Consider the following 11896-nt stretch of genomic DNA (forward strand, 5'->3'; position numbering starts at 1 on the left):
GTGCGGGGCTGTGCGGTCGGGTGGAACTCAAAGGGGCAGCCGTGAGGCGGGCGCAGACGACGTAAGCACCGCAACGAGGGAGCGGCAGCGACCGAGTGAGGAGCGCAGCGAGTGTGCGCCCGCCTCACGGCTGGGGCTTTGCCGGTGTTCGCCGTCGCTCCGCAGGTAACTAATTATGGACAGGCGACGCGGACGACGAAATCCGCCACCGCGCTACCGACAGCAGCAACGTCAGATTAGATCCGGTTCTCGCGCCCGGGGTCGACGTCGATGGCGTCGACCGGACACACGTCCACACAGAGCATACAGTCGATACACTGGTCCTCGTCGGCGGGGTTCGCCTTCCGCTCGGACTCGGGGTGGCCGGGCGTGTCGACCCACTCGAACACGTCGACCGGGCAGTCCTCCAGACACGCGCCGTCAGCGAGACAGATGTCGAAGTCGACCGCGACGTGGGTGCCGCGGATCCCCTGCTTCTCGGGCGGTTCGACCGGGCCCCACACGGCGACGCCGTCCTCCTCGCCGACCCGCTCGCGGTTCGCTTCGAAGTTCGAGTCGATGGCCATCGTTGCCCTCGCTTCGCCGGTCGCGGGTTTAAACTCCGCGACGAACGGATTCGGTCGGCCGAGCGAGGGCGGCCGATCTCCCGGCGGCCGATCTACGGGTGCGCGTAGTACGCCAGCGCGTCCTCGGTGCCGTCCGGCCCGTCGTCCTCGTCGGTCGCCGCGGGGTCGAACCCGTCGATCCGGGCGAAGCCGACGCGCACGAACTGGACCACGGTGTCGGGCTCGACGTCGGCGAGGGCGGGCTCGGCGACGCCGCGAACGTCGCCGTCGACCGTGCGGAGGAGCGTGTCGAGGCCCTCGTCGGCCGGCGCCCAGTGGATCACGTCCACGTCGCCCTCGCGGACGACGTCGATGTCGGCGTCGAGGAAGGCCAGTTCGTCGCCGTCGTAGCGGACGCAGCCGTACCCCTTCAGCCAGACGCGCTCGCCCTCGGGCGGGAGGTCCGGCGACTCGACGACGACCGTCCCGGCGGGCACCTCGCGGTCGCCGCGGTCCGGGTGGTCAGGGTGGAGCGACGGGTGCCCGGCGTCGGGCGCGGGCGCGTCGCCGTCGACGACCGGGAGCTCGACCGCCGGGGCCTCGTCGCGGTCGCGGACGAAGAAGTAGCGGTTCGCCGCGTCGTCGACCAGGTCGCGGTTGTTCGCGTAGACCGAGGACATCGCGAGGTCGACGTCGGAGGTGGACATGCCGAGCTCCGTCATCGAGTCGACGAGCGCCTGACCCTGGATGCCGCGGCGGCGCATCGACTGGATGGTCGGGGCGCGCGGGTCGTCCCAGCCCGTCAGTTCGCCGTCCGCGATCAGCTGCTTGATCGTCGACGTGGACAGCTTCACGTCGTACTCGTCGACCTGGACATGGCCCCAGTGGAGCACCTCGGGGTACTCCCAGCCGAAGTAGTCGTAGACGAACCGCTGGCGCTTCGCGGAGTCCTGGAGGTCGATGCCGCGGATGATGTGGGTGACGCCCGTGAGGTGGTCGTCGACGCCGGACTGGAAGTCGAGCATGGGCCAGCAGCGGTACTCGCTGGCCGCCTCGCGCGGGTGCGGCGTGTCGATCATCCGGAAGGCGACCCAGTCGCGGAGGGCGGGGTTCTTGTGCTCAATGTCGGTCTTCACGCGGAGCACCATCTCGCCGGAGCCGTACTCGCCGTCGACCATGGCGTCGAACTCCTCGTGAACCGTCTCGGCGTCCTTCCCGCGGTGCGGACACGCCTCGCCCGCGTTCTTCAGCTCCGAGAAGTCGTCGCCGGAACACGAGCAGGTGTAGGCGCCGCCGGCGTCGATCAGGTCGCGGGCGTGGTCGTAGTACGTCTCCAGCCGGTCGGACGCGCGGAGCACGCGGTCCGGCTCGAAGCCGAGGTACTCGATGTCGTCGAGGATGGCGTCGTACGCGTCGAGGTCGGGGCGCTTCGTCTCCGGGTCCGTGTCGTCGAACCGGCAGATGAACTCGCCGTCGTAGCGCTCCTTGTACGTCCCGATGACGGCGGGCATCCGCGCGTGACCGACGTGCCACGGGCCGTTCGGGTTCGGCGCGGCACGCATCACGACCTCGCCGTCCTCGGCGTTCGGGAGGTCGGGGAGGACGCGCTCGTCCTCCTCCTCGTCGGCCTCGAGCTCCGCGAGCCGCTCGGGGGCGAGCTCGCCGAGCCGCTCCCGGCGCGCCGCCTCGTCCATCTCGCCGACCTCGTCGACGACCGGCGCGAGGACGCCCGGGATCTCGTCGCCGTGCGGGCGGAACTCGGGGTTCTCGCCCATGATCGGGCCCATGATCGCACCCACGTCCGGGTCGCTGCCGTGCTTGAGCGCGTTGTAGAGCGCCGCGGCCTCGCCGGCCGCCGCGACGCGCTCGCGGAGTTCGTCGTCCATGGGCGTCGCTTGTCGGGGTCGGGTCAAAAACGCCGCGAAACGGCGGGGAGGGGCGGATCCCGAGGGACCGCCGGGGCGGCGGGCGCCGGTGGCGGCCCGGGAGCGGGTAGGGGCACTCGGAACCAGCGGTCGGACGGGCTTAAACGGCCCAGACCGTTCACGCCGGCGACGGCCCGCGACCGTCGTGAACGGTCGAGACGCTTTTCACCGATCGCGTCCGATCGGCGTGGTCGGTCGCCGCGTCGACCGGGCGTCGCGCCGGGCGGACCGAACTGGTTCGTCGCCTTGATGGTCGCCGGGAGCGTGGGTGACGCATGAGCGTCGCGTCGGTCGCCGTCGGAACGCGGGGGGGATCGCGGTGGTAGGACCAATCTCCGAGGCGGAGCGAGACGCCGGCAACCGGAAGATCAGGCTCGTGCTGCTCGCGATCGTCACGGCCACGCCGCCGCTTATCGCCCTCCAGTTGGACCCGACGCCGGTCGAGCTGCTGGCGGCGGCCGGGGCCGGGTTCGGCCTCGGCCTCGTGGTCGTGTGGTACCTCGGTCGCCTCGCGGCGGAGTTCGCCGGGAGCGGGCGTCGGCGCCCCCGGCGCTGAGGTCGGGCAATCCCCCGTTTCTGTCGCGCCAGCTTCCCGCCCGAGCGGCGCGACCGGTCAGTCGGCGCCCGTCTCGGCGCCCGGAGCGGGGTCGACGAGCTCGCCCGTCCGCTCGCCCGCGACGGACCGGGAGCTCGACAGCGGCGAGATGCTCACCTCGCCCTCGACGGCCGCGCGCCGGTCGGAGCCGGGGTCGTCCTGAACGTTCCCCCGCAGGAACTCGCGCCAGAAGCGGTCGCGGAGCTCCATCCCCATCTCGCCGCGGCGCTCGCCGAACTCCCATCCCTCCGGGACGTTCTCCTCGTCGGGGCCCTCCTCGCCCGGACGGAACTCGATGACGTCGAAGCCGCGCGCGGGCTCGGTCAGCCGGTAGGTCGGGTCCGCCGCCGCCTCGTCGTCGGCGGCCGGGACGTTCACGTTCAGCACGTCGGCGCCGAACGGGAGTTCGAGCCCACCGCCGCTGCCGACCGCGGCGCGGTCGATCAGGTCGGCGACGACCGAGCCGGCGACGGCGAAGTCGCCGTTGTCGAGCGTCGGCGGCACGGGGAGGTTGCCGCGGTCGTACAGCGAGACCGCAATGGCGGGCGTGCCGAGGAAGGAGGCCTCCATCGCGGCCCCGACCGTGCCGGACTGCCCGAGGATGTGCGCGCCGATGTTCGGGCCGTGGTTACAGCCGGAGACGACGACGTCGGGGTCGAGTTCGAGCGCCACGTCCGCGACCGCGACGCAGTCCGCGGGGGTCCCCTCGACCGCGTAGCCGCGGTCGGTCTCGGTGTAGTCGACCGTCGTGTCCCACCACGAGCGCGCGCCGCCGACGCCGGACTGGTTCGTCGCGGGCGCGATGACCGTCACGTCGTAGTCGCGGGAGAGCGCGTCCGCCAGCGCCCGGAGGCCGACGGCGTCGATCCCGTCGTCGTTGGTGAGCAGGATCTCGGTTGGCATACGACACCGTCCGCGGGGACGGGAGAAAACGTCGCCGGTCCGGGGCGAGGAGCGAGGCGAGAGGAAATGAGGAACGAACGCGAGAGGGAAGCGAGCGCGAGGGGAACGAACGTCGCGGGCGTCGGCCGGGTGGTACTCCGTGTGGTCAGCGGAGGGCGTCGAGACCGCCGAAAACGGGGCGTTCGGACCGTCGGGTCAGTCGGCCGCCACTCGACGCGACGAGGACGCGAGGTCCAGCACCTCGTCGAAGAAGCCGAGCGAGTCGTGCGGGCCGGGGTTCGCCTCGGGGTGGTACTGGCGCGTGATGACGTCGAGCTCCTCGCTGTCGAGCCCCTCGACGGTGTCGTCGTTGACGTTCACCTGCGTCACCTCCAGCGGGCCGGTGTCGTCGACCGTGTAGCCGTGGTTCTGCGTGGTCATCACGACCTTGTCGGTGCGGAGGTCCTTGACGGGCTGGTTGACGCCGCGGTGGCCGAACGCCATCTTCTCCGTCGAGCCGCCGAGCGCGCTCGTGATCACCTGCTGGCCGAGGCAGATGCCCGCGAGGGGGAGCTCGCCCGCGAACTCGTCGACCACGTCCTGCGCGGCGACGAAGTTCTCCGGGTCGCCCGGGCCGTTCGAGACGAAGAGCACGTCGGGCTCGACGGCGGCCACGTCCTCGGGGGTCGCGTCGTACGGGAGGACGTGGACGTCCGCGCCGCGGTCGGTGAGCGAGGAGATGATGGAGCCCTTCGCGCCGCAGTCGAGCAGGGCCACGTCCACGTCGCCGCCGCCCTCGTGGACGGTCGGCTCGGTCACCGACACCTGCGCGCCGATGTCGACGTGGTCGCTCATCGGCTTACACGCCTCCATCTCGTCGACCGCGTCCTCGGGGGTCGCGTCCGGGCCGGCGGCGATCCCGCAGGCCATCGCGCCCTCTTCGCGGACGGTGGTGACGATCTCGCGGGTGTCGACGTGGTCGACGGCCGGCACGCCCTCGCCGGCGAGCCAGTCGGCGACGTCGTCGGTCAGCTCGCGGGCGATCGCCGCGCGGGGCTGAACCGACTCGGACTCGAACCGCTCGGTTCGGACGCCGTAGTTCCCGATGAGGGGGTACGAGAAGGTGAGGATCTGTTCGGCGTAGGAGGGGTCGGTGAGCGACTCCTCGTAGCCGGTGTACGCGGTCGTGAACACCAGTTCGCCGCGAGTGCGCCCCGGCGCACGGGCGCGCGCTTCGAGCACGCGGCCGTCGGCCAGCGCGATGTAGGCGTCCGACATTACGAGAAACGTACGCGCAATGGATAATAAATGCGTCGTTCGAAGGTTCGTTACGATATTCGTAACGGGTAAGGCGACGGGGAGAAAGGCAGTGGTATGGACGACCTCGACCGACGGATCCTCTCGATCCTGCGACGGGACGCGCGGACCCCGTACACGGAGATCGCGGACCGGGTGGGGACCTCCGAGGGCACCGTGCGCAACCGCGTCGACCGCATGACCGAGGAGGGCGTGATCGAGCGGTTCACCGTCACGACCCGCACCGGGAACGTGAAGGCGATGATCGAGATATCGGTGGAGATGAACGTCAACACCGACGCGGTCGGCCAGCGGATGGTCGAGTGGGAGGAGGTCGACTTCGTCTGGCAGGTGTCGGGCGAGGAGGACGTCGTCCTCGTCGTCGACGCGGTCGACACGCGCGCGGTCAACGAACTGATCACGAAGGCCCGGGAGATGGACGAGGTCAAGTCGACGAAGACGCGGCTTATCCTCGACGAGCGGTTGGGGTAGGCGGGCGGCAGCTACTTATAAATGAATTCGCGGTGGCGCGTGCCGACGAGCGCCCGCAGGGCGCGAGTCGCACGCGCGAGGGAGCGGTGAGCGCTCGGAGAGCGCGAACCGCGAGACTGGGGAGGAGTGAGGCGCGGGGCGGTGCGGTACGGGGCGGGACTCAAAGGGGCAACTGCGAGGCGGGCGCAGGTGACGCAAGCACCGCAGCGAAGAAGCGGAGCGACTGAGCGAGGAGCACAGCGAACGTGCGCCCGCCTCGCAGTTGGGGCTTTGGCGGTGTACGTCGCCGATCCGCGGTCGTCAAGTGCTAATAAATAGAGACGCCGCTCACGCTCGCAGGCAGAGAGAGAGAGAACACGAGAGCCGTCGACCGCGAGGTCGACGCCGCCGAACCGGCCTACGCCAGCTCGTCGATCTTGTCGACGACGGCGTCTGCGAACTCGCTGGTGGCGAGCTTCTCGCCGCCCTCGATCTGCCGGTGGAGGTCGTAGGTGACCTTCCCGGAGGCGATGGTCTCCTCGACGGCGTCGCGCACGAGGTCGGCGGCGTCGGACCAGCCGAGGTAATCGAGCATCTCGCGGCCGGAGAGGATCATCGCGGTGGGGTTCACCTTGTCCTCGCCGGCGTACTTGGGCGCGGAGCCGTGGACCGGCTCGGCGAGACAGCGGCCGTGACCGAAGTTAGCGCCGGGCGCGATGCCGAGGCCGCCGATCTGCGCGCCGGCGGCGTCGGACATGTAGTCGCCGTTGAGGTTCATCGTCGCGATGACTCCGTACTCCTCGGTGCGGGTCAGGAGCTGCTGGAGCATGTTGTCCGCGATGCGGTCCTTGACGACGAGGGTGCCCTCGGGCTGCTCGCCGTCGTGGTCCTCCCAGAGCTGGTCTTCGGTGATCACGTCCTCGCCGTACTCCTCCTCGGCGACCTCGTAGCCCCAGTCGCGGAAGGCGCCCTCGGTGAACTTCATGATGTTCCCCTTGTGGACGAGGGTGACCGAGTCGCGATCGTTGGCGAGCGCGTAGTCGATGGCCTCGCGGACGAGGCGCTTCGAGCCGAACTCGGAGATTGGCTTGACGCCGATGCCGACCGGGCCGTCGTGGATGACGTCCGCGATGCCCATGTCGTCTTCGAGGAAGTCGCGTACCTCCTCGACCTCGTCGGTGCCGGCCTCCCACTCGACGCCGGCGTACACGTCCTCGGTGTTCTCGCGGAACGTGACCATGTCCATCTTCTCGGGGCTCTTGACGGGCGACGGGACGCCTTCGAGGTGGTAGGTGGGGCGGACGTTCGCGTACAGGTCGAGCGTCTGACGAAGCGCGACGTTCAGCGAGCGGAACCCGGCGCCGACGGGGGTCGTCAGCGGGCCTTTGATCGCGACGCGGTGGTCGCGGATGGCCGAGACGGTGTCCTCGGGGAGGTTCTCGTCGTACTTCTCGCGGGCGCTGGCGCCGGCGTAGACGCGCATCCAGGCGATGGAGCGGCCCGTCGCCTCGGCGGCGGCGTCGAGCACCTGCTGTGCGGCCGGCCCGACGTCGGTCCCGATTCCGTCGCCGTGGATGATCGGGATGATCGGGTTCGAGGGAACGTTCAGCTCGCCGGTCTCCTCGTCGGCGAGGGTGATGGCTTCGCCGTCGTCGGGGACGTCGACCTTGTCGTAGCTCATGAACGTTCGAGGATTTTTGTGCCCCCCTAAAGTGCCTGCCGTTTTCGGCGTGAGCGTCGCGCTCGCAGCGTTTGCCGGTTTTCGCCCCCGGCGCCGCGGGCGTCGTTCGGCCGGCGCCCCGCGGCCGTCCGGGGGTCAGACCGGTTCGACCTCGACGTCGAACATCGACCGCCAGCGGTAGCGGCGACCGCCCCACACGAAGGTCCGCCGGGCGAACGCGTACGCCATCAGCGGCGGGGCGATCAGCACGCCGGGCGCCGCGAGCAGGAACGTCGCGCGAGCGATTCCGAACCGGGCGTACGCGGCCCCCGCGAGCGCGGTGACGAGGGGCACCCCAACGAACGGCGCGAACAGGCACAGCGCGGCCATCGCGACGCCGAAGGCCGCGTTGAACGCGGTCGCCCCCGGCGCGTGGTACCGGGTGATCGTCAGGAAGCGGACGAACCGCTCCAGCGAGCCCCGGAGCGACCCGCCGGCGCGGACGTAGCGCGTCCGGTCGACCGCCGACACGTCGAGGTGCTCGGTGAGCGTCCCGTCGTCGCTGACGGTGCGCCGGAGGTCCCGGCGGAACGCCGCCTCCCCGTCGCGGAGGTCGTCGCGCTCGAATATCACCGCGCCGCCCCACGCGACGCCGGCCGCGAACACCGCGAGCGTCCCGCCGATGACGTACGCCGGCTCGAACAGCCGGGCGAGGGGGTCCTCGCCGACGAACACCGGCACCTCCGTGGTCGGGCCGCGGCGGTCGTAGTCGGCGTCGAGCGTCGCCAGCCAGTCCGGCGGGTGCCGGAAGTCGTCGTCGGTCCACGCGATCCGGTCGTTCGCCGCCGCCTCCATCCCGGCCGCGATGGCGTTCGCCTTCCCGGAGCACCCCTCCGGCTCGCCGGCGACGAGGATCCGGACGCGGTCCGGGAGGTCGCCGCGGCGCGCCGCGACGGGGTCGTCCGGCGAGTCGCAGATCACGAGGAGCTCGTCGGCGGCGCGGTCGCCCCCGCGCCCGCCCTCGTCCCCGCCGGCGAACGCCGACGGGCCGCGGAGCTGGTCCGCCACCTCGTCGCACGCCTCGGTCCAGCGGACGGTCGGGAGCAGGACCGACACCGGCGTCGGACGCCCCGGCCCCGCGGTCGGCTCCGAATCGGTCACGTCGGTCGCTTCGGGCGGCGGGGAGTAAACGCCGGCGGTCACGGGGTCGGGCGCGAGCGCGTCCCGCGCCCGTCGGCCTCGGCCTTCCGGTCTCGCGGTGCGCGTGCGAACGCCCGAGCAGGCCGCCGCCTTCCGGGCGCTTATGTGGCCGCCGCGGGTGCCCCCGGTATGCGAGTCATCGTTCACGGCGGCGCCGGCGGCGCCCCGGACGACCCGGAGCCCAGACAGGCGGTCCTCGACGAGGCGGCCGCGCGCGGCGCCGCGGGCGCGACGCCGCTCGACGCGGTCGAGTCGGCGGTCGGCGTCCTCGAATCGGACCCGCGGTTCAACGCGGGCGTCGGCGGCGCGGTCCAGTCGGACGGCGTCGTCCGCACCGACGCCGGCATGATGACCGCGGACCGCGAGGTCGGTGCGGCCTGCTCGATGCCGGGCGTCGAGCACGCCGCGAGCGTCGCCCGCGTCGTCCACTCCGAGACGCCGCACGGCTTCGTCTCGGGCGAGCACGCCGTCGACCTCGCGGCCGACTTCGGGGTCGAGACCGATGCCGACCTGCTCACCGACGAGACGCGCGAGCGGTACGAGGCCGAGGACCCGCCGCGGGGGTCGCCGCGCGACCACCTCGACTGGCTCGCCTCGCGGTTCGGGTCGGGCGACGACCAGGCGGGCGGGGCGGGAGACGGCGAGGGCGACGGCTGGGAGGCGGCGGAGAGAGACGGCGAGGAAGCGGGAGCGGCCGAGTCGGGCCGCGCACCCGATCACGACACGGTCGGCGCCGTCGCGACCGACGGCGAGCGCGTCGCCGCGGTCACCTCCACCGGCGGGCGGTCGTTCGCGCTCGCGGGGCGCGTCGGCGACGTGCCGCAGGTCGGCTCGGGCTTCTTCTGCACCGAGGCGGGCGGCGCGAGCGCGACCGGCGCGGGCGAGGACATCGCGCGCGTCACGCTCTCGCGGCGCGCGGTCGACTTCCTCGACGAGGGGCTCGGCGCGCAGGCCGCGGCCGACCGCGCGATCGAGGAGTTCGAGGCGGTCACCGGCTCGGGCGCGGGCGTCATCGTCCTCGACCCGACGGCGACCGGCGCGGAGGCCGCCGGGAGCGCGTTCAACACCGAGGGGATGCAGACGAGCGTCGCGCTCGGCGAGTGAGGCGGACAGGTCCGTCGCCGCCCGGCGCGGCTCACCGGCTCGCCCCGCCGGCGCCTACCCGCGGAAGAGGTTCAGTACCTCGTCGACGACGGAGGGCTCGACCGCGACGAGGTACGACTCCCCCGCGTGAAGCACCGTCTCCGGGCCGGCGAGGGTGTCGCCCGCGGCGTCGGAGACGATCAGGCTCCCGCGCGGCAGCGCCACCTCGTCGAGCGAGCGCCCGGCGACGGGCGCGCCGTCGGCGACGTGGACCTCCAGGATGTCGAGCGTCCCGGTGACATCTTCGAGCGTGCTCACGTCGGGTTCGATCGCGTTCACTGCGGCGCGCGCGCCGGCGCGCTCCGGGAAGATCACCTCGTCGACGAAGCGGTCGAACTCCGCGCCCGGCTCGCTCTCGGTCCGGACGACCGTCTGCGTGTCCGGGGCGAGCTCGCGGGTCAGCAGGCAGACCGCCAGGTTCGTCCCGGTCTGACTCGTCAGCGCGGCGACCACGTCGGCGCGCTCTAACCCCGCCTGTTCGAGGACGCCCGGGCGCGTGGCGTCGCCCTCGATCACCGTGGCGACGTAGTCGTCCGAGAGCGCCTCCGCCCGCTCTGAGTCCCGCTCGACGACGGTCACGTCGTGGCCCCTGTCGTCGAGGATGTGGGCGACCCGGTTCCCGACGCGGCCGCCGCCGGCGATCACGATCCGGAAGTTCCCGTCCATGTGTCAGCCGTCGCCGGCCTCCGCATTAGAACTGTCCGTGCTCGCCGGGGGCGCGCCCTCGCCGCGGCCGCGCAGGGCGTAGTACGCGGCGACGCCCGCGAGGATCCAGCCGACGCTCAGCGCCAGCGCGAGGGGGTCGGTCCGGACGAGGTACACCACGAGGACGCCGGTGAGCAGGAGGTTCAACGCGATCCCGAGCACCGCCGGGATGGGGTAGTACGGCATCTCGTACGGGCGGCGCATGTTCGGGCGGTCGCGGCGGAGCTTGATCACGGCCGCGTTGACGACGATGAACGAGAGCAGGAAGAAGAGGCTGGAGACGTTCCCGGCGCTCTCGGTCGGCAGGACGACGGACCCGAGCATCACGACCGCGCTGAGCAGGATCGCGAAGAACGGGGTGCCGTACCGGTGGTGGATGCGGCCGATCCGCGGGAGCAGCTGCCCCTCCCGCCCCATCGAGAAGGCGACCCGCGAGGAGGCGATGACGACCGCGTTCAGCGCCGTCAGCGTCGAGAACACCGCGCCGAAGACGATGAGGGCGCCGCCGTTCCGGATGATCGGGAGCCCCGTCGGCATGAACGAGGTGGCGGCCTGCGCGATCCCCGCCTCGCCGGCGTCGGCGAGCCCCTGCGCGCCGAGGGTACCGATGGCGACGACGACCACCAGCGCGTAGACGACCACGGTGGCGCCGAGGCTGTAGAAGATCGCTCGCGGGATGTTCTCGCGCGGGTTCTCGACCTCCTCGGTGACGGTCGTGATGAGGTCGTACCCCTCGAAGGCGATGAACGTCAGGCCCATCGCCGGGAGGATCGAGAACGCGGAGTTCCCGGCGGGGAACAGCGGGTCGAACTGCTGGAAGGTGAAGCTCGTCTCCCCGCCGCCGCCGGCCGAGAGGAACCCGAAGGCGACGAAGACGACGAGGATGGCGACCTTGACGGCCGTGAACAGCGTCTCCGCGCTGCCGCTCGCGGCCGTCGAGAGGGCGTTGACCGTCACGAGGAGCGCGACCGCGACGAGCGCGAGTCCGACCGCGGCCGGGACCGACACCGGGAGGAGCGGCACCGCGATCGCGCCGACCTGTCCCGGGGCGGCCGTGACCCCGTAGACGTGGAGCAGCTCCAGGAAGTTCGGCGCGAACCCGAGCGCGTAGAGCCCGCCCGCGATCATGTACGCGAACCAGAGCATCCACCCCATCAGGAACGAGGGGAGGTCGTCGAACGTCTCGCGGACGAAGGCGTACCCGCCGCCGGACTTCGGGATCGAGGCGGCGAGCTCGGCGTACGAGAGCCCCGTGAACGCCGTGACGATCCCGTTGAACACGAAGACGAGGATCGCGGCGGGCCCGGCGATCTCCGCCGCGAGCCCGGTCAACACGAATATTCCGGCGCCGATCATCGCCCCCATCCCGATCATCGTCGCGTCCAGCAGCCCGAGTTCGGCGGCTGGCGCGCGCTCACCGGCACTCATCGTCGTGTCCCACCGTCCCCACGTGAATAGTTGTTTGGCCGTCGGG

General features: G+C 71.7%; 11 protein-coding genes. 3 read left to right on the top strand and 8 right to left on the bottom strand.

The genetic code is table 11. The features are described 5' to 3' along the window. Positions 1-236: 236 nt before the first annotated feature. Positions 237-566: a ferredoxin family protein gene (locus DVK05_RS08725; protein ID WP_121563001.1), complete on the bottom strand. Its 330-nt coding sequence runs from the start codon at positions 564-566 to the stop codon at positions 237-239. 92 nt (positions 567-658) lie between these two features. After that, entirely contained in the window at positions 659-2431 is a 1773-nt protein-coding gene (locus DVK05_RS08730; RefSeq protein ID WP_121563002.1) for a glutamate--tRNA ligase, read from the bottom strand. A 358-nt stretch (positions 2432-2789) separates the two neighbouring features. Here DVK05_RS08730 and DVK05_RS08735 point away from each other — a divergent pair, with 358 nt between their 5' ends. Then, positions 2790-3026: a hypothetical protein gene (locus DVK05_RS08735; protein WP_121563394.1), complete on the top strand. Its 237-nt coding sequence runs from the start codon at positions 2790-2792 to the stop codon at positions 3024-3026. A 57-nt stretch (positions 3027-3083) separates the two neighbouring features. Here DVK05_RS08735 and surE read toward each other — a convergent pair whose 3' ends face one another. Continuing rightward, positions 3084-3968, bottom strand: a complete 885-nt coding sequence (gene surE, locus DVK05_RS08740; protein ID WP_121563003.1) for a 5'/3'-nucleotidase SurE — start codon at positions 3966-3968, stop codon at positions 3084-3086. A 195-nt stretch (positions 3969-4163) separates the two neighbouring features. After that, the gene (gene carA, locus DVK05_RS08745) at positions 4164-5225 is read right to left on the bottom strand and encodes a glutamine-hydrolyzing carbamoyl-phosphate synthase small subunit (RefSeq protein ID WP_121563004.1); all 1062 of its coding nucleotides are present in this window, start codon (positions 5223-5225) and stop codon (positions 4164-4166) included. 96 nt (positions 5226-5321) lie between these two features. On the opposite strand from carA, the gene DVK05_RS08750 reads away from it, so the two are divergent. After that, the gene (locus tag DVK05_RS08750; RefSeq protein WP_053770586.1) at positions 5322-5735 is read left to right on the top strand and encodes an Lrp/AsnC family transcriptional regulator; all 414 of its coding nucleotides are present in this window, start codon (positions 5322-5324) and stop codon (positions 5733-5735) included. Between the two features lie 397 nt (positions 5736-6132). Here DVK05_RS08750 and icd read toward each other — a convergent pair whose 3' ends face one another. Together icd and DVK05_RS08760 are read right to left on the bottom strand one after the other, a co-directional pair. Beyond that, a complete protein-coding gene (gene icd / locus DVK05_RS08755) occupies positions 6133-7395 on the bottom strand; it encodes an isocitrate dehydrogenase (NADP(+)) (RefSeq protein ID WP_121563005.1) in 1263 nt (420 codons plus the stop codon). A gap of 135 nt (positions 7396-7530) precedes the next feature. Beyond that, positions 7531-8535, bottom strand: a complete 1005-nt coding sequence (locus DVK05_RS08760; protein ID WP_121563006.1) for a glycosyltransferase — start codon at positions 8533-8535, stop codon at positions 7531-7533. Positions 8536-8703: 168 nt separating this feature from the next. Between DVK05_RS08760 and DVK05_RS08765 the strand changes: the two genes are divergently transcribed. Further along, entirely contained in the window at positions 8704-9678 is a 975-nt protein-coding gene (locus DVK05_RS08765; RefSeq protein ID WP_121563007.1) for an isoaspartyl peptidase/L-asparaginase, read from the top strand. A 54-nt stretch (positions 9679-9732) separates the two neighbouring features. Here the strand turns inward: DVK05_RS08765 and DVK05_RS08770 are convergent, their stop codons facing one another. After that, entirely contained in the window at positions 9733-10383 is a 651-nt protein-coding gene (locus DVK05_RS08770; protein WP_121563008.1) for a TrkA family potassium uptake protein, read from the bottom strand. Positions 10384-10386: 3 nt separating this feature from the next. Continuing rightward, on the bottom strand, positions 10387-11850 hold the full coding sequence (locus tag DVK05_RS08775) for an APC family permease (protein ID WP_121563009.1): 1464 nt from the start codon (positions 11848-11850) through the stop codon (positions 10387-10389). Positions 11851-11896 lie beyond the last annotated feature (46 nt).

Origin of the sequence: Halorubrum sp. Atlit-8R, from assembly GCF_003666025.1 — an archaeon.
GTDB classification, from domain to species: domain Archaea; phylum Halobacteriota; class Halobacteria; order Halobacteriales; family Haloferacaceae; genus Halorubrum; species Halorubrum salinarum.